This window comes from Mesorhizobium sp. WSM4841 (assembly GCF_055811515.1).
Genome location: NZ_JBVVQC010000023.1, coordinates 74,571 through 95,846 on the forward strand (window position 1 = coordinate 74,571; position 21,276 = coordinate 95,846).

The following is a 21,276-nucleotide window of genomic DNA, read 5'->3' on the forward strand; positions in this document are numbered from 1 at the left end:
GCTACCTCCCTTCATGTGCGACCGGTCTGCCGGCGCTTAAACCGCGCCGGAACGGTACTGGGTGAAAGATCGTCTGCATGGCTTTGAGCAGCGCGAATTTCGAATCCGTGTGCTCTTGTCCGGCGCCGTTGCTACCGCCGAGAGACACCCTGGCTGAGAGGACGGCCGCAAGGTCTTCGGCCATTTCGGGCCGGTCGAGCAGCAGGGGCGCGAAGCTTTGCTGGTCAATCTCGTAGGCCACGACGTGGTTCATTGCGCGCAAGGTCGAGGTCTCGCCGATGCCCGCGAGCAGGCCCGTCTCTCCGAAAAAGTCGCCGGGAGCGAGGTGGCCGATCTCCTGCGCATGGGCGTCACCTTCGCCGTGCTCTCGGACAATGATGCCCGTCCGAACAATCATGAGGGACGGCAGCATCTCTCCCTGTCGTGCTATGATGTCGCCTTTGCGATAGGTGCGCACCGCAACCGTTGCCGCGAGGGCTTCTTTTTCGTTGTCCGTCAACGCCGAGAATACTGGTATGGCATTTATAAGCTTGATCGGCGTGACTTCTGGGAGATTTCCCGTCTCTTCGCTCGGCAAGTCATTCATGAGAATCGCAGAGGAGGGTGGCGTCGCCAGCCGCAAACCCGCGGACTTGGAATGACGGTAGACGAGATCGAAGATTTCGTTCTTCGCCGGAATTCGCTGGCCAACATTTGCGACGCGAAAAAACAGATCGACCTCAATCGCCGTCGCATCCAGAGCTTTGATAGCGACCACCGGTGGGGGCTCCCTCAGTATTGTGTTGCTGCTTTGTAAGGCCGCGTTCATGACGTCCGCGACGATCGCCGGCATCTTGTTCGGCGCCAATCTTATCGTGACGGACAGCCCATGGCTCTCCTCAGGGCTGCTGACATTGGTCAGCCCGAGCTTCGCGAGGAAGCTGTTCGGCAGCGCCACCACGTTGTGGGCCAAAGTGAGTAGGTGGGTCGATCGCCAGTTGGTCTCGACAACGCGCCCTTCGGTTCCGTCGCTGAGAACGATCCAGTCCCCAAGCACATAAGGTCGGCCGAGGTTGAGCGCGATGCCCGAAAAGACGTCGCTCAGCGTATTCTGGAGCGCCAGTCCGAGTACGATGGCAAAGACGCCCGAGGTGGCGATCAGCGTTCCGATCGGCGCACCGAAGACAAAGGCCAGGATCGACAGCAGCATCCCAACGTAGACGCCGCCGACGACGAGGTCCTGCAGAAGGCGCGCCTCACGCGGCTTTCGCTCGAACACGAGATAGATGCGGACAAACCCGATCAGCGCCCAGGCGAGGTGAACCCACCACAGCAACTTGGCGGTCCCGATGAGGATTGCTCCCGCGGTTGTCTCTTTGCCCCATGCCGGCTCGTAGGGGACCACAGCTCCGTCAAGAAGCAGGACCGACATAGCGAGGAAGAATGCGATCTGGACAATCAGCCTGGTTGTGGAGAGCCGCCGCGGAATGACGTGCCACACGACTATGCCGGCAAGACCGACCAGCACCATGTAGAGAGGGGGAGCAGCATTCCACCAGCTCATGACCGGACCCGGATCCTCAAAAATCCTCACACAATCCTCGCCTCGGGGCACGGCGACCGGGCAGGTGATCGTTCGATGTTATTCCTTGCCTTTCGTCAGGACCGCTTCGGTTACCGAGTTCGGCAGCCAGCGCGGCGTTTCGATCACGCCCAGCAGCGGCATGACGACGAGAAAGAACGCGAAGTAGTAGAGGGTCGATACCTGCATGGCGGGGATGTACCAGCCTTCCGCTGGCTTGGACCCCAGCCAGCCAAGGAAGAGGGCGTTGATGACAAAGAGCCAGAAAAAACGCCTGTACCAGGGCCGGTAGACGGCCGAGCGCACCTTCGACGTGTCGAGCCAGGGCACGAAGAACAACACGGCGATGGCGCCGAACATGGCGAGCACGCCGCCGAGCTTCGAGTCGATCGGCCCGATGTTGAAGGTGACGGCGCGCAGGATCGCGTAGAAGGGCAGGAAGTACCACTCGGGCACGATATGCGCCGGCGTCTTCAGCGGGTCGGCGGCGGTGTAATTGTCTGGATGCCCGAGATAGTTCGGCACGTAGAAGACGAAGTACGCAAAGGCGAGCAGGAACACCACGGCCCCGAGCACGTCTTTCATTGTGGTATGGGGTGTGAAGTCCACGACGTCGGTTTCCGACTTCACGTCGATGCCTGCCGGATTGGTCTGGCCGACGACGTGAAGCGCCCAGATGTGCAGGATGACGACGCCCGTCAGCATGAACGGTAGCAGGTAATGCAGCGCAAAGAAGCGGTTTAGAGTCGGATTGTCCACCGCAAAGCCGCCGAGCAGCAATTGCTGCACCCAGTCGCCGACCAGCGGGATGGCACTGAAGAAGCCGGTGATGACGGTCGCGCCCCAGAACGACATTTGTCCCCAGGGCAGCACGTAACCCATGAACGCCGTCGCCATCATCAACAGAAGGTTGGTGCAGCCGAGAACCCACAGCAGTTCGCGGGGAGCCTTGCAGGAGCCGTAATAGAGGCCGCGGGAGATGTGGACGTAGACCGCGATGAAGAAGAACGACGCGCCGTTTGAATGCAGGTAGCGCAAGAGCCAGCCGGAATTCACGTCGCGCATGATCTTGTCGACGGAGTTGAAGGCCAGCGTCGTGTCGGCCGCGTAGTGCATGGCAAGCACCACGCCGGTAACGATCTGCGCTGCCAGCATCATCGAGAGGATGCCGCCGAACGAATAGGCGTAGTTCAGGTTGCGCGGGACCGGATAGATGATGAACTGACCATGCACCAGGCGCGGCACCGGCAGGCGGGCGTCGAACCAGCGTCCGATCCTGGTCTTGGGAATATAGGTGGAATGTCCACCGCTCATCGTGGTGTCTCTGGTTTTGAAATTGCCGGTATCGATATCGGCCGGCGCTCCTTGGCCAGCCGCTCAAGCATGCCAGCCTTTCCAGTGTTCGAACTATCATGCCGAGGACGCGTGCGTCCGATACGTTGGTCTATGGGTTCCTGACTGAAAGGCTGCGCCACACGGCAGAGGCGCAACCGTGCCGTCGCGCCTTCACGATTGGCAAAGCGCGCATGCGCGTGGGGGCGGACCGGTCGGCCTCCGGCTCCAGCGCGGCGCGGCCGCTCGTCGTGAACAACTGCGCCTCTTCCCATGAACATTGAACGTGCATCATTGGCCGCGACCAATCGCCCGAGGCCAAACGAGTGCCGTGTGGGCGTGGTGCCTTTCAGCGCCCGAGATTAGCGGGTTGTCGACGCCATTTCCGGCACTCGGCGGCATCGCCGCCGGCCTCCGACATCGACAAGTTGGTCGATGAAGCCATGAAGCACGGCAAGCGGTCGGTATTTCCAGGAAGCCCGCGGCCGAGTCAGGATTACGAAGACTGCGCGCGGCCGTCGCACGATGCCGGACGGGCGCTGGCGAGCGCCTCGTCAATGATGCGGCGGATAGTACGCGCGCAACGGCCGCACTGGGCGCTACAGCCGAGACAGCCATAGACCTGGCTGATCGAGCGCGTCCGCTCCACCTTGATGGCGGAGCGGACATCCTGATCGCTCAACACATTGCACGAACACACGATCATGGCGCGATGAGTCTCGACGGCGACCTGGTACGGCTCTGACCCGACAAGCGGGTCAGTAGTCCCAGACAACCGGCACGCAACGAAAGACATCGCCGTCGACCGCCACATGGCAGATAGACGGGAATGGCAGGTGAGTGGCCACCAGCGGCTCGCGGGTTGCCGCAAGCTCCCGCAGAAGATTGATGCGGACGCGGGCCGCCTCCTCAGGGTCGTGTTCGAAGCCGTTGTGCCAGTCGGGTTGGTCGAACCCGACCTGGAACACGGCGTCGCCGGCGAAGGTCAGCCGGTCGCCGCCGGACGCCAGGCGGACCACGCTGTGCCCGGGGGTGTGGCCGCCAGTGAGCGTGACGACCACCCCCGGCGCCACCTCGTGCTCCGTCTCAAACGGCCGCAACTGGCTGCGGTACTCGTTCACGAACCGCTTGGCCGCCCGCCGAAGCGCATCCGGGAACCCTGTTGGCATGGAGGCGCGGGAGAAATCGGGCGACTCCCAGAACTTGAGCTCGGCGGCCGCCACGTGAATCCGCAGATCCGGACGCAGCCGGTCCTTCACCCCGTCGATGAGCAGCCCGCCGATATGGTCCATGTGCATATGGGTCAGCACCACGTCGGTGACGGATGCGAGATCGATGCCGGCGGCCTCCAGTCGCGAGACCAACCGCCCGGCCCTCGGCAAGTGCAAGTCCGGGTCCATCCCCAGCCCGGCGTCCACGAGTATGGTCTGGCCGCCGCTGCGTACGACGACCACGTTCAGCGGCCACTCGAGCACGTCCGGCGGCAGGAACATGTCGTCCAGCCAGGCCGCCCGGACGGCCGGGTCGACGTTGTATGCCATAACCGGGGCTGGTATCGGCAGCACTCCATCGCTGACCACCAGCACGTCGATGTCGCCGACCTGCAGCGCGTAGCGCGACGGAACCAATTCGGGCGCCGGTCTACCGTTGCTGTGCTTGGCGTTCAGGCTGTCGGCGCAGTGCTGGATCGAGGGGTGTGAAATGTTGTCCAGGGTCATGTTTGTCTCCTGCTGACCACGGCCGTATCGGCCACCTCCGCCGCTGGCGCCCGTGGATTTGGCATGAGCCTCCATGGACCGCCACCTGGCGTCTACGGTGGAAGTTGCGCCGCCTCGGCCTGCGCCACCATCGGACGGAAGCACCGGTCAGGCGATGCGAAAGTCTATGGCAGACCCGTTGCGAGCATGGGTGATATCCCGCGAAAGTCGGAAGACGCCGCTTTGAGCAGCGAGCAACGGCTGTGCCTCTCGCCTGTTGGCAGTACACGCAGCGCGTAGGATCAGGATCAATGCTATACCGCGGTCTCAGTCGCCCACAGCCTTGATGCAGTCGACTGCACGCGCGCCCTCAACATCGCGTTCTCCCCATGTCTCTGGTCTGCACGCTGGTCGACCGAGCAAATGAGGAACACGGGCATGTCGTGCACCGACAGACAGTCCAGCACGACTCGTGATGGCGCAACGCAATGGACGCCTTCCCACCGCCGGCGGGCAGGGTACCTGCATGTCCGATTGCGGCGGCGAAGCACGCGCAAGTGGCAAGCTCCGATCGACTGAGCGACACAATCCACGACCAGATCGACTGGAAAGGAGAAGCATCCCATGAGACGGACAGCTATGCTTGTTGCAATGAGCATTCTCGCCAGTCATGCAGCAGCAATCGAGAGGCACAACGTATCGCAAATGTCGCGCGAGGCGGTCGGTAGAGTCCGTCAATCGAAGCACCGATCCATCCTTCGATACCACTCAGCGCGCAGACAAATTGATGCTTTACGACATATACGTGCGTGATCATCGGACTTGCAAATCCGGCGAGGCGGCCGTGCCGACGCGCGTTCCGGCTAAGGACGGTCTATACAGAGTCCTCCGGTGACCCAGGACAGACCTTTGGCGGTCGCTCGGTGGTCGACTGCACCTCTGCGGACAATCGAAACCATGATGTTGCTTGAGATGCGATGCGCTCCAGGATCGGCACTGCCAACCGGCAAATCAGGCCGGGAGCCGCCACATTCGCACACGACCTGTACCACGCAATTCCGTTTCCGCGAGTGGATCGCAAGCAAAATTTGGTCCAAGCAGTTTGCGAGTTGCATCCGAAATACGGATTTCATCGGGCTCCGCTGACGTTTGGATACGTGCGGCGAGATTAACGGTCTCGCCCCACAGGTCATAGGCAAACCGCCTTTTGCCTATGACGCCCGCGACGATTGGTCCTGAGTGAATTCCAATTCTGAGTCTTATCGGTTCTCCTGCGAAGCGTTCGCGCTTAACCGCCTTCCGCAGTTCAAGTGCATAGTGCGCAAGGGCTTCTGCATGATCGGATCGCGCGGCGGGCAGGCCAGCGACCACCATCACACAATCGCCGATTGTCTTGATCTTTTCGCAGCCGTATCGTTCCGAGAGCAGATCCGCCGCCTTGAAGAAGTAATTTAAAATAGCGAGCGTTGTCTCGGCTCCGACGCTCCGCGCTCTTTCCGTAAAGCCGACGATGTCGGCAAAAAGCACACTCACCTCAGCGTGGTTGTCTGCAATTTGTTCGTCCGCTTTTAACCGCTCCGCGATCGACGCCGGAAGAATGTTGAGGAGTAGGCTTTCGGCGCGCTGGTATTCACGCGACAATCCCTCTTGGCTCTGCCTCAACGCCTCGTTCGTCAATTGTAATTTTTCGTTGAGTTGACGCTCCCTCTCTTGCAGGAGTGTCATTTCATAAGCCTTCTGTTGAAGCCGCTGCCTATTGTCGCGTTCGGCAGTGGCGTCAAGAAAGAGCAGCCATACGCTGGCATTGTCAGCAAAAAGATGAAGGTCCGCGACACGCCCGTTGGGCAGTTCGACCATGGCCATATGATATGGAAGCTCCGGGCAAGGCAGCAAACCTTCCATGAATTCAAGCTGCTCGGCTACGGGCTTGCCAATGCAAAGCGATGATAGGCCGTAATGTTTAACACTACCGCCCTTCTCAGCGATGCAAAGCTGGGCGTCAATTTTCAGATATGCGACAGAGTGCTCGTTGTAGAAGAAATCGTAAATCCAGCTTCTGACTTCTCTTGGCAACTCATGCATGGTCTATTTGGCAACCATCGAAGCAAGCTGACGAAACGCGTCATCAACATATTCACCCGAAAGCGCGCTTGTTAGATAGATTTGCCATCCAAGTTGCCTCAGTTCGTTAATCTCCCTATCCGATATTGCCCACCGATCGGCCAGATCGGATTTGTTGAACAGCAATACAAACGGCATAGCGCCGAATTCGGCCTCGGCCCTCTCGCGCAGCGTGAGCGCCACGGCAAGAGTAGCGGCGCGGGTTCCATCGACGACAAGCACGAGCCCGCTCGCACCTCGCACATAGCTGACGCGGAATGAGCCGATATCGTCTTCGCCGGCCAAATCCCACAAAATGAGATCCACGGTTTTGTCCGGGAATGCGACACTCTTCTTGTCGATTTTCACTCCCACCGTGGTCAAGTAGGTTTCTGAAAAGATGCTTTGCACAAACCTGCGAACCAGACTCGTCTTTCCGACAGCGAACCCGCCCAACATGCAGATCTTCTTTTGCAATATCCTGGGCTCCGCCTAGTGGAAGTTTACCGTAACCGAAACTCTGCGATTGGCGGAGCTCCCGGTTCGGCTATTTTCAGTCTCCGCTGGCTCAAAGGTGCCCGCGCCGCGAACCAAGAGCAATTCCGGATCGACGCCGCGCTTCTTGAGAAGCGCACGAACTGTCTCCGCGCGGGCGGCGCTGATCGACACGTTGGCCGTTTCACGGCCCGTCGCGTCCGAATGGCCGGTCAACATGAACTGTGCTGTTACGCCTGCCTTGCGGGCGTCCTTGGCCAATTCCTTCAACTGATTTGCCAATTTGTCGAGAACCGGCAGTTGTTCTGGTCCCGGTATAGCCTTGCCAGAATCGAAGAAAATGTCGACCGCTTGAATAGCCTCCCTCAAATGAGTGAGTTCCTGAGGGGTCAACTCACGCAGCTCGGAGATTTCTAGAGAGAGTCCGTCCGCGGACAGCTGTTGAGAGGCGACCCGCGCCCGGTTTATCCAGGCGGCAGGAGCTTCACCCACGACAACGATGCGATCCTCGATGATCATAAACCGAACCGATTTCGGCGGAGTCAGCGACGCCACCAGCCGCTTCAGCACGAACTTCGGATCAAGGCTCTGATAGAATTGCCACTGCGAATGAACGCGAGCAGGATCAACCCCTGTTCCGGACAGCAGAGCCTGCGGGTCGGCGGCCTGCGGGTCTCTCAGGCCGGAAATATAGAAATGTCCGCCCCTCGCCGTTTGTTGGGCGACGATGATTCCCGGTTGGGCCTCAAGTCGCGACACATAAGTCTGCCAGTGCTCCGCCGCGCGTGCTTCGGGGCTCACATCACGAACCTTGGAGATGTCGAATACCGGTCCGCCTGCCGAAAGCTGTCGGGCCGCCGCGCGTGCCCGATCTATCCAGGTGTCGGGAGCCTCACCCTCGGCAACGATGCGATCCTCGACGATCGAAAGCCGAACCGATTTCGGCGGGGTCAGCGACGCCGTTAGCCGCTTCAGCACGAACTTCGGATCAAGGCTCTGATAGAATTGCCACTGCGAATGAACGCGGGCAGGATCAATCTCCGTTCCGGACAACAGCGACTGCGGGTCGGCGGCAAGCGGGTCTCTCAGGCCGGCAATATAGAATTGGCCATCGCGCACCTTTTGTTCGGCAACGATGATGCCCGGCTGGGTCTCCAGTCGCGACACATAGGCCTGCCAGCGCTCCGCCTCGCGTGCTTCGGGGCTCACATCACGGACCCTGGAGATGTCGAATACCGGTCCGCCTGCCGAAAGTTGTCGGGCCGCTGCGCGTGCCCGATCTATCCAGGTGTCGGGAGCCTCACCCTCGGCAACGATGCGATCCTCGACGATCAAAAGCCGAACCGATTTCGGCGGAACCAGCGACGCCGTTAGCCGCTTCAACACGAACTCCGGCTCAAGGCTCTGATAGAATTGCCACTGCGAATGAACGCGAGCAGGATCAACCCCTGTTCCGGACAGCAGAGCCTGCGGGTCGGCGGCCTGCGGGTCTCTCAGGCCGGAAATATAGAAATGTCCGCCCCTCGCCGTTTGTTGGGCGACGATGATTCCCGGTTGGGCCTCAAGTCGCGACACATAAGTCTGCCAGTGCTCCGCCGCGCGTGCTTCGGGGCTCACATCACGAACCTTGGAGATGTCGAATACCGGTCCGCCTGCCGAAAGCTGTCGGGCCGCCGCGCGTGCCCGATCTATCCAGGTGTCGGGAGCCTCACCCTCGGCAACGATGCGATCCTCGACGATCGAAAGCCGAACCGATTTCGGCGGGGTCAGCGACGCCGTTAGCCGCTTCAGCACGAACTTCGGATCAAGGCTCTGATAGAATTGCCACTGCGAATGAACGCGGGCAGGATCAATCTCCGTTCCGGACAACAGCGACTGCGGGTCGGCGGCAAGCGGGTCTCTCAGGCCGGCAATATAGAATTGGCCATCGCCCATCTTTTGTTCGGCAACGATGATGCCCGGCTGGGTCCCCAGTCGCGACACATAGGCCTGCCAGCGCTGCCCGGATTGCCAGGAAAGAAAGAACCAACCGCCTGCCGGAATTAAAACCAGCAGGACTGCAGCCACCACCAGCCACGGAAATCCCTGGTTTGATTCCTCCTGCTTCAGTTCAACGCAGGTCTGCAACTGCGTCTCTACGCCGGCCAACTGCGAACTGTCGCCGTCAAACTGCTCTAAAGCCTGTGAGCATTCATCATGGATGCGAAGCAACACATCGCGAACTATTTCATGTAATTCCTCTGGCGGATTTCCCCGGATCACCGCAACCAAGGTCGCAAACGGTCCAACTTCCGACCAGAGACGAAGCTCCCCAAAACGGATAGTGTCCAGGCCGCTCTGTTCTTTCTCGTTAAATGAGTCTTTCACAAAATCTTGAATTGCACTAAGCATCGACGAAATGAGTTGAGGATCTTCACTCGTTGCATTATCGGCAGCTACATGCGCTATCAAAAGCCCGGAATTGCGGTTAATGAGAAAGACATGTTCTACACGATATACAAGAGAATGCTTAAGAACAACTTCTGAGAAGCTTGCACCCGTTCTCCAAGCTTCAAATCTCCACTTGAGCCCATGCCAGGTAAATATATGTCTTAAAGTTTCATTCAGCGACTGAAAGGTCTGATCGATCTTTTCCCCGATCGACTTGCGAATTGCCGGCAGAAACACCGGGTATAATATATCCGTAAGCGTACGCGGGCTCTTCTGGATGGACCGTTGCACGGCCCTCTCGACAGCTGGCGCAAGGGCCTCGCCGAGTTGCGCATGAGGCGCACGTGCGGCTGCACTGGGGAGAACACCCCCAACTGCAGCCGCAAGCTGCTCAGGTTCGTCGAGCAGGTGCGTAACGCGTGAAAGCTCCGAAATTTCGCGGCCGACCAGCAACTGGCGCAGCGTTTCCATGCGAGGATCGGCGGTTGGAACTCCGTGGAAACGCGCACGATAGTCCGGATCGACGTTCCGGGCAATTTCGACCAAAAGAGTAGCCAGAGCCTCGCGATCAATCTCTGTATCGTTCGAAGCTGCTCTTTGAGGAAGGCTGATTGGGTCGACGGTCGACGTCAAGTTCCGATCAACTCACTTTCCAACTACGTTCCGAGTTGCTCTTGCTGCCGGCGGGATCCTGATTTAGACATTTTGCAACCTCGACAAACAGGCCAGCCAAAAGATTTCGGTCGGTCTTTACGTTGCTGAGATCGGAAAACATTTTTTCCATTAGCATCTGCATGCTTTCATTCTTTTGCTTGATTTCCTCACGCAGCAATTGATCGCTTCGATTTATCCGGTCCGCGACTTCGCGCTCAAGCTCGCTCAATTGATCCGACAACGCGCGCACCTGCTTTTCAAGCGCCTGATTTTGCTCGCGAAGATTCCGGTCAATCTCCTTGTCGGCCTCGGCTCGTGCATCTTTTTCGTTCCGCAATTGCGCCGCGAGCGATTCGACCTGCTTCTTTGCATTTGACTCGTACATTTCAAGATTGCGCTTGGCTTCGGATTCGACATCCTTGAAGCGCTGCAAGAACCGTTCTTCAAGCTTGGAAAAACGGCGGTCATAGTCCTGCATCTGGTTGCCGAACAGCAGATCACGTATCTTGTCGACACCTACAGCGTCGCCGGAGACCCCGCCCTCGCGAGCCTGGACCCCCATCAAGGCCAGCCCGTTTCCCTCTGCATTACTTGTCAGATTTCCGTCCGCTTTACTTGCTGAAGAAGCGGTATTCGAAGATTCCTTAGCCATCCTTATGCCCCTTCATTTGAGCACCTGCCACAGTGCAAAACTCAAAAACACCCAAGCATGTCAGCAAAATACCCGGCTCGCAAGCCGGAATCTTCTTGACTTAAACCAAATCGTGCGTCCCTTTTACATCTCTTGGACTAGCAGCAAATGCACGAGTTCCGATTGGTGTCGCTCTGGCATCTCTTTGTGATAGAAGCCATAACCGGCTAATCTAATCGACCATTGGACGCAATCTACTATCGAAATGGGTAATACAATGTCAGGCTATAGCTACTGGAGCGCAATTAAGTAGCGCAGATTCATTAGAAGTATCTAAATTAGCTGGTCTGGCGGTGCACATACTGTTTCGCACCCGGCTGTATACTGCGACGATCAGCTTCCGATGCCTGCCCAACGGTAGAAGGAAGGCCTTCTTTGGCACGGAGAATGGCTGTTCGAGAATGCACCTCGGAATCGAGGCGTTTCGGTCGATAGGAGGGGAGCAATAGTCCCAGTAACTGCAGTCATTCACACCAAAGCTTCAGCGGGATTGCATTTATTGCGCCCCCGATTGCAAAAGACATCAGTTTGCCGTAGCTGTTGCACTCATACGGTGCCAGGGACCGTAGCTTGTGGTCATGGGGCCGACTCCGGGGATCGACATGAGTATGCGGCATGCTTGGCTTTGACGGGCATCTGCGACGACTGGCGCCCAAGCTCGGCGGCACGGATGCGAATGCTGCGTCAGGCTTCCAACATCGGCAGCACGACAGGAGCAAGCTCGCTCTGCAGCCAAATGGCGGCGTCGCGGCGGCTCGGAAGAGTTCGCAGAAGACTGCTTGGACGCAGCGTCCCTGAGAACCGTTTCCTTTGGCAGGAAATCGCCGGCTATGTTTCGGGACTCTTGTTCTACCTTCGAACCAGGCGCGGGTAAGACGGCGTGGCGCATAATCCCTTGGTTTCAATCGTGGTACCTGCGCACAACGCGGAGGTAACGCTGGCACGCGCACTCGATTGCCTTCTCGATCAGGAAATAATGGATTGGGAGGCGATCGTCGTCGACGACGCCTCCACGGACGCCACCGCCGCGATTGTCGCCGGTTATGTGGAGCACGATGCCCGGTTTCGGACGTTGAGCTCTTGCGCGTATAGCGCCGCCGGCGCGCGCAATAGCGGGATTTCGACAGCGCGCGGACGCTGGCTCATGTTCCTGGATGCGGACGATTGGGTGGATGCCAGCTTCCTTGCGAAAATGCTGGCCGCACTTGAAGCCGCGCCCGATGCGGTCGCCGTCTATTGCGGTTCCCGGCGCGTGATGCCCGATGGCGAACTCACCCCGTCGAGCATCCCGACGGAGGTTGCGATCCAGCCCTTCGAAACATTCGCCCGCCGGTGCGCCATCCGCACTCACGCTCTGCTCGTCGACCGGGAGACAATTGTCGAGTTGGGCGGTTTCGATGTGTCGCTGCGCACCTGCGAGGACTGGGATCTGTGGCAGCGCCTCGCACGTCTCGGCAAACGTTGGGTGATGGTCGACGAGCCGCTCGCTTTCTATCGGACCAGCCCCAACTCGCTCAGCCGTAATTCGACGCAGATGCTGGTAGATGCGGAAATAGTGATCGCCCGTGGCTTTTCTCCTGATCCCAGGGTCAAACAGCCAGCATCGGCTCACGCCAATGGAGCGATCGAGGCGAACGGCCGCACCGCTTCCGAAGCACTCGCGTGGTTCGCGTTGTGGAACGCCGCGTCCGATTGCGGCTGCGGCTCACGCTCGATCAACCCACAGTCCCTGCGCGCGCTCCCGGCAGGACGTAAGTGGGCGCGTGAGATCGCCAAGGTGGCCTTCGATGGCCTTATGGTAGGAAGCCTATCGGTGCCAGCGCAATTGGCTGCCAGGTGGGACAGGTTCGGCGACTCCCTCACGGAGTTGATCATCGAACTCGGCAAGGTCTGGGACAATCCCGTCGCGGGTCGCCGCGTCCAGTATTACCTTGAGCAAATGCTTCTCGACGTCGACGATCTTGCCGCGCCGCGCAGGCTGGCGCGGACACTTGGAATTCGCGTCGACGCTCGAAACCCGGCCTCGACCGAACTTCCGGAAGGAATCGATCAAATTTATGCCTATCTGATGATGGATGGCCAGATCGAGGCTCTCGTGCAGTTCGGCGTACTCGGGAAAGTGACAAGGCGCCATTGGATCGAATTGACCCGGGATTTCGTGCCCCCTGAGCGGCTTATAGACAGTGCCACGCGGCTTGCGAGGCGATCGCCTGTACATGCCCCGCAACAGGGCGCCGGTGCCGACAAGTCAAACATGTTTGCAGCTGAGGCATTGTCGTCCATCGCGGGACGCCGGTCCGATCGGGACAGCCACTTCGGCAAACTCGCGCGGTTGGCCGCGGAAGCGCGGGGGCTGGTTCGGTCGAGCGCCGAAGCTACAGAGCCGCTTGCAGCGCCGCGCCGTGCATCGGCCGCGGATGGGCACGACAATGATCGCACGTCGTTCTGGAATCGCCGTTTCGCGACCGAGGATCCCTGGAACTACGGTTCGTCCTATGAGCAGGAAAAATATGAGCGGCAGCTCGAAATTCTGCCTGCCGGTCCGATCGGACGGACGCTTGAGCTGGCCTGCGCGGAGGGGCACTTCACGCGGCAGCTGGCGCCGCGAGTGGGCCATTTGACCGCAACCGACATCTCCGCCGTAGCCATCGGGCGAGCGCGCGCGCGATGCAGCGATCAGCCGAATGTTGAGTTCGGCGTACTGGATTTCTGCGCGGACACGCTGCCTGGTGAGATGGACCTGATCGTCTGTTCGGAAGTGCTCTACTACCTGGACGATCTCGCCGAGTTGCGGCGCATTGCCAAAAAAATCGTTGAGGCATTGGCGCCTGGCGGCAGTTTCATCAACGCACACGCATTCGTGCTACGTGACAATGTTGAAAGAACCGGCTTCGACTGGAACACATTCGGTGCACAAGCGATCTCAGAGACACTGTCAGCGACCGAAGGCCTCGTCCTCGATCAATCGATCCAGACCGAGCTCTATCGCATAGACCGCTTCCGCCGCCTGTCACCTGGAGATGTGGCGACGGAACCGACAATCGATTACGTCCCAATCCGCGCACCCATCGAAATCGGGGTCGCGCGAAACATCGTCTGGGGCGGGGCGCGGGCCTTGCGCCGCGACGTCGCACGTAGCGAGCGGCGGCAGCGTGTCCCTGTCCTCATGTATCACAGCGTCTCCGAGGATGGTCCGGCCGCGCTCGCCCGTTTTCGGCTCACGCCCGCCGCATTCCACAGCCAGATGGCATGGCTGCGCGCCAATGGCTTTCACGCGATTAGGTCCGAGCAGCTGGAATGGTTCATCGCCAACCGTCAACCTTTCGTTGGCCGCCCAGTGCTCATCACCTTCGATGACGGCTTCCAGAACTTTGCCGACCATGCCTGGCCGACCTTGCGCGCGAACGACCTGACCGCGGAAGTGTTCCTGGTGACGGACCTGGTGGGCGCAAGCGCACAGTGGGACGCCGACAGCGGTCCGCCGATACAGCTTATGGACGCCGGGACGGTGCGACGCCTCGCCGCCGAAGGTGCGTTCTTCGGAAGCCATCTGGCGACGCATCGCGCGATCGATGGTCTGTCGAGCTCTGACTTGGCCGCCGAGCTCCTGCGCTCTCATATGTTCATCGAACGGTGGACCGGTCGGCCAACCACGTCGTTCGCGGCACCCTTTTCTGTCACCGACCGACGGCTTGGCAGGCTGGCCAAGGAGTGCGGCTATCGAATCGGCTTCGGCGGCAGACACGGGCCGGCGGACCTCGATTGCGATCCCATCGACCTTCCGCGCATCGAGATTCGCGGGGATCGCTCGCTCGATGACTTTGTTGCCACCGTCGAGGCCGTACTCGAAGAGCGGTGAACTTGTCAGTGTCCCGCCCGTTTACCTCGTTCGCAAGTCTATTGGGCGACTTGGGTCACGGCTGACATCAGCTCCTGCGGGCTTGGCGCCCCAAACATGTATCGCCCACCCTCTGGAACTTCCGTGAAGCTCCAGCGGACGATCCCCTGCCGGTCGAGCAGGAATTGACCGACCAATTGTCCGTGTCCCGTTGCCATCATCTGCTCGTCGGCTTCGGTCACTTCGTACTTGTCCTTCTTGTTGAGAATTTCGGTGGCCGCAAAAGGATCCATCGGACCGGGCAACTCGCCTGGTATGTTGACCCGCATGTCCTTTGCCGCTGCCATCGAGACCTTGTACGGCCAGATCGTCTCGTTTTGGGTGAATTCGAGATTGGGCAGTCCAAAAGCACGATGTGAAGCGCGTTCAGGGTCGGAGGCCGCAAGCAGATTCGGCATCGGGTGGTAGCGGAAATAGAGACGCGCCCGTTCGATCGGCGTGTTGACCACCGTCAGGCTCTCCACGCCCTTTTCGCGCAGCTCCGGATCAAGCCGCGCCTGGGCGGCGATATAGCGCCGGCAAAACGCACAATGCAGACCTCGAAACAGGCCGACCAGCACCGGTTTTTGTCCGCGAAAGTCGTCAAGCGCGATCTTGCCTTCCTGGGTAATCGCGTCGAGTACCAAGTTCGGCGCACGGTCGCCCGGTTGAAGGGGTACCAAGTCACTACGCGCGGACATTTCCAACCTCCAACCCGGCTAGTCGAGAAAAGGCAGCACCACAAGCGCTTCCGGGTCGAGCCCGTGCTGGGCGCATATGCCCTGCGCCAGGGAAAAGTAGCGTTCGGCCTCGGCCAGATTGTCGAGGTCGAGATTAAGCGTTGCGAGACCATCATAGCACGGAAACAGCAGTTGGGGCTCGCCCGTTTCGCGGGCTACGTCCAGCGCTTCCTGGAACAAGCCAATCGCCAGTTCCGGACGGCCGTTGCACTGGTGGATCTGCCCAAGCACGATCAACGGCACCGGCAGGTGCTCGCGCTGGTCGAGCGCCCGGTCGATCTCGATGGCCTTCTCGGCAGCAGGCACGCCCTCCGTTGGACAGCGATCCGTGAAAGTACAACAAGCGACCGCCAGATTGGCGAGGAGGCGCGCCTGGAAACCCAAATCACCAATATGGCGCGCCACTTCAAGACCGCGCCGACAGACCTCCATCGCCTGTGCCGGATCGATGGTCGTGTAAAGCACGCCGAGATTGGTGTAGCCGCGGCAGGCCGCGCCCAGTAGACCGGCGGCTTCGGCCAATTCAATGCTACGCTCAACCTGACGCACCGCTTCACGGTTTCGCCCAAGGCGAGCCAGCGCAACAGCCTTGGTATTAAGTGCCTCGGCGGTCACAAGAGTGGCATCACACCCGACCTCAGAGACATGCTCCGTTGTCAGAGAGCGTACGCAATCCAGCGCCGCGTCTGCCCATTTTGCCGCGAGGGCGTGATCTCCGCTACGGAACGCCTGGCGGCCACGTTCTTGCCAGAGATGCGCCTGCTCGATCGGGGCATCCGCTCCATCGAGGAGCGCTGCCGCTTCAGCATAGCGGGATTCTGCGTCGTCCCGCTTGCCGACGTCCCAGAGCAGCCGACCGATCTTACGCAAAACTCGCGCCGACGCGACACGATTGGCTGACTCGCGGTATGCCTGCAACACCGTCTCGTAGTGGTGGTGCGCGATCTCGCGGCGGCCTACCGGGCCGCTCAAATCGGCAATGCGCTCTGCAATTGCCAGTTTGAGCGGTGTTTGCCCGATCGCGCCCAACGCAGTCAGTGCTCGCTCGTAGAAACGAAGGGCGTCGTCGTTGGCGTATATCATGCGAGCGCGATCGCCCGCCGCCTGCAGGTAACGCGCGCCCCTCTCCCGCTCGGCGCTCTGTGCGAAATGATGACCGAGCACGGTCAAATCCTCGAGCCGTTCCGGCTTGTCGCCGCACAGTTGCTCCAAGGCAGTACCGACCCGCCCGTGGATGTCGGTGCGACGTTGCAGGAGCATATTCTGGTAGATCACGTCCTGCAGCAATGTTTGCGTAAAGCGGTAGCTTTGCGACGAGACCGAGCCTGATCCGGCAACTTCCTCGATGATTTCCGCATCGCAAAGCAGTTCGCAGCCGGCTTCTAGCCGGCCGGGATCGGATGTCACGGCTTTCAGAAGTGTGGCATCGAAGCGCGGGCCGATTACCGCGGCTTCCTGGGCCAACCGGCGCACCTCTTGGGGCAGCCGATCGACGCGAGCAAGCAACATTGCCTGGATAGTGGCGGGAATGTCGGTTGCGACTTCGCCTGCCACAGTCCGCCATCGCTGGCCCTCGCGCATCAGTACACCGCGATCGATAAGGCCGCGGACGATCTCCTCTAAAAAAAGGGGGTTGCCGCCCGCGCGCTCGAGGATCTGGTCAAGAAGCCCTCCTGCGGAGTTTACCCAGCTCTCGCCGAAAAGCGCCGCCAGCAGGCTGCGTCCGTCATCATTGTTGAGCGGCGAAAGCCTAAGCGCTGTGTGACTGACCCGACTTGAATCGAGCTGGCCGTTGTCCGGCGCCGGACGATGCGTGACCAGCAACATCAACCGCGTGCGTTCCAACCTGTCCATCACGAAACGCAGTGCCTCGAGCGACACGGCGTCGGCCCAATGCAGGTCTTCGACGACAATCAACAGCGGCGACAACGCAAGCCGCCGTTCGACGATTGTGCGGACTGCGTAGAGAATTTGCCGCCGCAGCTGCTCGGGCTCGACATGCTGCAAGGTGGCATCGGGGTCGCCAAGGCCGAGCACATGGTAGAGCAAAGGCATCAGCCGCTTCGCCTCCTCGCCCTGCAGGCCGAGATCGGTAAGCAAGCCTGCGAGCTTCCCCCGCATTTCGTCCCCATTGTCGTTTTGCATCATCCCGGCAGCGCTGCGCACCACTGCGCCCAAGGCGCCAAATGATTGTTCGCCCAGCGGTGAGCACGTGGCCAGCCGCACGGCGACGTTGCGAAAACGATCCTCGTCGCCGACGCGGGCGACGAACTCCTTCACCAGCCGCGATTTCCCGATACCGGCTTCTCCGACGAGGCGGACAAGTTGGGCCGAGCCGCCGCACGCCTGGTCAAGGCTCGCCAGCATTCTATTGAGCTCCGCACCACGACCTATTATCGGCGCACTGAGGCCGAGCGCCTCGAGCCCACGCGCTGCACGCGGCGCCGCAAGCGGTGCATCCAGTCGATGGACGAGCACACTGCCAGCCTTGCCGCGAAACACGACATCACCCAGCGACTCGTAAGAGAAGGCATGCCGGGTCAGCCTGTGAGTGAGCTCGCCTACCAGCACCTCACCCGGTGCGGCAAGCGATTGCAGGCGTTGTGCCGTATTCACTGTGTCGCCGGTCACCGAATAGGATTTGGCGGTGCCGATGCCCAATCCGCCAGTAACGACCGGACCAGTGTTTATGCCGATATGGAGTAACAGAGGCGAGCCGGAGTGGGGGGTGCTTTCGCCGAGCCGCGCCGTCCGGGTGATCATGTCGAGAGCGGCGCGAAGCGCACGTTCCGGATCGTCCTCATGCGCGACCGGCGCACCGAACAAAGCGAGCAGTGCATCGCCGATGAATTTGTCGACGAAACCACCAAAGTTTCGCACGGCCGCCGTCAATTCCTTGAACAGTTCGTTCTGCAGCGCTTGCATGACCTCGGGGTCAAGCTGCTCGCTGAGTGTCGTGAAGCCGCAAAGGTCGGCGAACAGGACCGTTACCGTCCGGCGATCGGCGTCAGAGACGGGATACAGCCCTTCTTCGCTTTCGATGTTCGGAAGCAGCGACGGAGTTCGAGAAGGCGGCACAATGGCTCGGCTTGGTGTCGGAGCAGGCCGTTCGACGGCTTTTGCGGGCGCACCGAGGCTTGCCCCACATTTCGGACAGAACTCGAAATCAGGTGCGCAGGGGTAGCCGCAACTGACGCATGGCACGGGCTGGCGCCTGCCACACCTCGGACAGAAGGCGTAACCACCCTCAACCTCGAAACCGCAGCCCGAGCAGTCCATCGAACCAGACCTCACTAGGGGCCGTGGCAGCGTGATCTCGCTACGCACTTCACGGCCAGGCTATTCACAAGGATGCACCGATAGCCGTCGACCGGCAAGCGGCAGCGCAAATGGGCATCGAGCGATCCGTTTGGGTCCGGTGGCAGAGCGCTGCCGATCGAGGCGGAAGCCGTCGTCGAAATCCCGAAAGGCATCAGCGTCAAGGAAGCGGCCGGATCAGACGCCAGAGGCTCACCGATAGATCGCCGTCGCTTGCGCGGTTGCGCACCAGAAAATCAACCTGAAGTAAGGCTCAGCTCGCCTTGATCTCTGCCTGGCCGATCTTGCGCCATCGGGCGTTTTCGCGAACCAGCTTCAGGTCGTCGGTCGTCTCGGCAAATGTCTGCAAACGGTATTGCCGGAGCAGGTCCGGGAAGAGCGCCCCTTCCGGCAGGCCGGCAAGCTGCTCGCGGACCGAGATCTTTTCGTCGATGACCCGCATGCCCCAGGCATTTTCCCGAACCTGCAGCTCCGCAGCCAGATCGCGCTCTTCCGGCGCGTTTTCATCTAGCGCAGCCAGCAGGATCGAGTGGAAAAGCGCTACATAACCAATCTGTCTCAGGCCGCCCACAACCCGCACGCGCGGCAATATGGCAAGGACGAGGAACATCAGGAACAAGTTCGGCAGCAGCACGCCGTCCAGCAGCGCCTGCCTGAGATGCGGCCGCTCGAACGGGATGGAAAGACCATGCGACCTGCCAGGCTCGATCAGGTGCCCGTTCTCGAGGACGAGCTTGCGCACGCGCTCCTCGCGGATGCCCCAGAAATAGGCCGTGGCATTGGGCAGGAATCTGCCAAATGGGCTCGATGCGGCATCTTGCAAGGCACGTTCGAGACGCTGGCGCCTTGCGGGCTCAATGAGCAGCCTGGAAAGAAGGCTGCCGTCATATTCTAGATGCCGCGCCATGGCAGCCGCGGCCACCCGATCATCGATGAAAACCGGCAGGGCCATGCCGGAACGATCCCAATCGGCGACCAGATCTTCGTTGAGGGCTGTCAGCGCATCGGCGGCGGTTCCAAACACCTTGTCCTGGCTGGCAAGCAATGTGCCCAGCCAGCGGCTGGCATCTGTTTCATCGCCCACCGCCTCGAGCGCGCGCTTGTTGAGGGAGACGGGACCGGTCACGCAGGCGCTTTTGCGGCACAGTTTGTGGCGCCCCATGCCAAACAGGTTGACCTTGTCGTCACCGACATCGAGCCATCCCGGCCCCTCCCGGCCAATTGTCTCCATGGTCATCGTCGTTCCCATGAAGCCGAAGAAGGCCGACAGCCCGTTTTCGACCGCGCCGAGCCAGGCAAGCAGGAGGGCATCGAAGGTGATCCGGTCCATCAGAAGCAGGCAGTGCAGGCCGGACTGAATCACCGGTCTGTGCTCGAACTCTTCAAGGGTCTTGCCGATCTCTTCAGGCTGCATGATCACACCAAGGCGCTGATGCAGGACTTCGCGCAGGATCGAGCGGGCAGCGATCGCCGGGCCCGATGCAGGCCTTGCCACCGGCCGCCACAGATGGCGGGCGTAATCGGAAACCGGTGCATTCCAGTTCTGCTCGATGTCACGCACGACTTCGGGGCAGAGCAGCGACAGAACAGCCAGAACTTCCACCGGAGGCGTAGGGGTTGGGTCAAAGACGGCGGTCATTGGTCCCGTCTAGCCGCTTGCGGTGCAAACGCCAAGGGAGACCACACTTGCTGGATGCGACCGGCCCACACATAGATTGTTGACCGTATCCAACGGAGTTCTCCATGAGCAATCGTCTGTTCGCCGACTCGTCACGAATTGTTAGATTGGCTAAACAGTTAAGGGCCAAACAGCGGATCTCAGAACCGCAGCCGGGCCATGCTCAGGAGGTCGTGGTACTGCCCGTCGGTAAAACCGGCCTTCACATGCCGGCCTTCGACCTCGAAGCCGTGGCTTGTGTAGAGACGGACGGCCGGTTCGTTGTCGGCATAGACGGTCAATTCGACCCGCTTCAGGGCGCGCCAGTTGTCGGCCACGTCAAGCAGCGCGCCGAGTATGGCAGAGCCGATACCCCTGCCGACAAAGGCATCGTCAAGGCCGATATTGATCTCGCCGATATGCGAACGGCGCGGCGAACCCTGCACGACCAGGCTGCCATGGCCGACGACCTTGCCGTCCAACTCGGCAACGATCCAGGTGGTTTCCTGGCCGGACTTGGCGATGCGCCGCTCCACCTGCTCCACCATCTCGAAGGGCATCCTGAGCGTGCCCCAGCGGAAGCCCGGCATGTTGAAGATAGCGCAAAGCGCCTCCGCATCGCTTGGCCGGACGGACCGGAGCTGCGGCTGGATTTTCTCGGAGGATGGCGAGGTCGTGCTGGTCATGGCGCTCCCGGCAAAGCAATCGGCCCGGCACGATGCAC

General features: G+C 60.4%; 13 protein-coding genes. 1 reads left to right on the plus strand and 12 read right to left on the minus strand.

The features are described from left to right. Position 1: 1 nt before the first annotated feature. The 8 genes from AC0L14_RS23810 to AC0L14_RS23845 all read right to left on the minus strand — a co-directional run bounded on the left by AC0L14_RS23810 (position 2) and on the right by AC0L14_RS23845 (position 10,921). On the minus strand, positions 2-1,510 hold the full coding sequence (locus AC0L14_RS23810) for a mechanosensitive ion channel family protein (RefSeq protein WP_473485746.1): 1,509 nt from the start codon (positions 1,508-1,510) through the stop codon (positions 2-4). Positions 1,511-1,621: 111 nt separating this feature from the next. Further along, positions 1,622-2,875, minus strand: a complete 1,254-nt coding sequence (locus AC0L14_RS23815) for a cytochrome b (protein WP_473485747.1) — start codon at positions 2,873-2,875, stop codon at positions 1,622-1,624. 514 nt (positions 2,876-3,389) lie between these two features. After that, complete coding sequence (locus tag AC0L14_RS23820) at positions 3,390-3,599, minus strand: (2Fe-2S)-binding protein (protein WP_473485748.1); 210 nt, start codon at positions 3,597-3,599, stop codon at positions 3,390-3,392. Positions 3,600-3,651: 52 nt separating this feature from the next. Continuing rightward, on the minus strand, positions 3,652-4,611 hold the full coding sequence (locus tag AC0L14_RS23825) for an MBL fold metallo-hydrolase (RefSeq protein WP_473485749.1): 960 nt from the start codon (positions 4,609-4,611) through the stop codon (positions 3,652-3,654). Positions 4,612-5,601: 990 nt separating this feature from the next. Then, positions 5,602-6,672, minus strand: a complete 1,071-nt coding sequence (locus AC0L14_RS23830; RefSeq protein WP_473485750.1) for an adenylate/guanylate cyclase domain-containing protein — start codon at positions 6,670-6,672, stop codon at positions 5,602-5,604. Between the two features lie 3 nt (positions 6,673-6,675). Further along, the gene (locus AC0L14_RS23835) at positions 6,676-7,167 is read right to left on the minus strand and encodes a Rab family GTPase (protein ID WP_473485751.1); all 492 of its coding nucleotides are present in this window, start codon (positions 7,165-7,167) and stop codon (positions 6,676-6,678) included. Positions 7,168-7,182: 15 nt separating this feature from the next. Beyond that, the gene (locus AC0L14_RS23840; RefSeq protein WP_473750906.1) at positions 7,183-10,248 is read right to left on the minus strand and encodes an OmpA family protein; all 3,066 of its coding nucleotides are present in this window, start codon (positions 10,246-10,248) and stop codon (positions 7,183-7,185) included. A 7-nt stretch (positions 10,249-10,255) separates the two neighbouring features. Beyond that, a complete protein-coding gene (locus AC0L14_RS23845; protein ID WP_473528303.1) occupies positions 10,256-10,921 on the minus strand; it encodes a hypothetical protein in 666 nt (221 codons plus the stop codon). 919 nt (positions 10,922-11,840) lie between these two features. Here AC0L14_RS23845 and AC0L14_RS23850 point away from each other — a divergent pair. Then, positions 11,841-14,819: a trifunctional glycosyltransferase/class I SAM-dependent methyltransferase/polysaccharide deacetylase gene (locus AC0L14_RS23850; RefSeq protein ID WP_473750907.1), complete on the plus strand. Its 2,979-nt coding sequence runs from the start codon at positions 11,841-11,843 to the stop codon at positions 14,817-14,819. 38 nt (positions 14,820-14,857) lie between these two features. Here the strand turns inward: AC0L14_RS23850 and AC0L14_RS23855 are convergent, their stop codons facing one another. From AC0L14_RS23855 to AC0L14_RS23870, 4 genes are all read right to left on the minus strand, one after another. Continuing rightward, positions 14,858-15,538 carry a peroxiredoxin-like family protein gene (locus AC0L14_RS23855; RefSeq protein WP_473485755.1) on the minus strand — a complete coding sequence of 227 codons (681 nt, stop codon included), beginning with the start codon at positions 15,536-15,538 and terminating at the stop codon, positions 14,858-14,860. An 18-nt stretch (positions 15,539-15,556) separates the two neighbouring features. Continuing rightward, a complete protein-coding gene (locus AC0L14_RS23860; RefSeq protein ID WP_473750908.1) occupies positions 15,557-18,856 on the minus strand; it encodes an ATP-binding protein in 3,300 nt (1,099 codons plus the stop codon). 292 nt (positions 18,857-19,148) lie between these two features. Next, the gene (locus AC0L14_RS23865) at positions 19,149-20,534 is read right to left on the minus strand and encodes a hypothetical protein (protein ID WP_473750909.1); all 1,386 of its coding nucleotides are present in this window, start codon (positions 20,532-20,534) and stop codon (positions 19,149-19,151) included. Between the two features lie 179 nt (positions 20,535-20,713). After that, on the minus strand, positions 20,714-21,238 hold the full coding sequence (locus AC0L14_RS23870) for a GNAT family N-acetyltransferase (protein ID WP_473750910.1): 525 nt from the start codon (positions 21,236-21,238) through the stop codon (positions 20,714-20,716). Positions 21,239-21,276 lie beyond the last annotated feature (38 nt).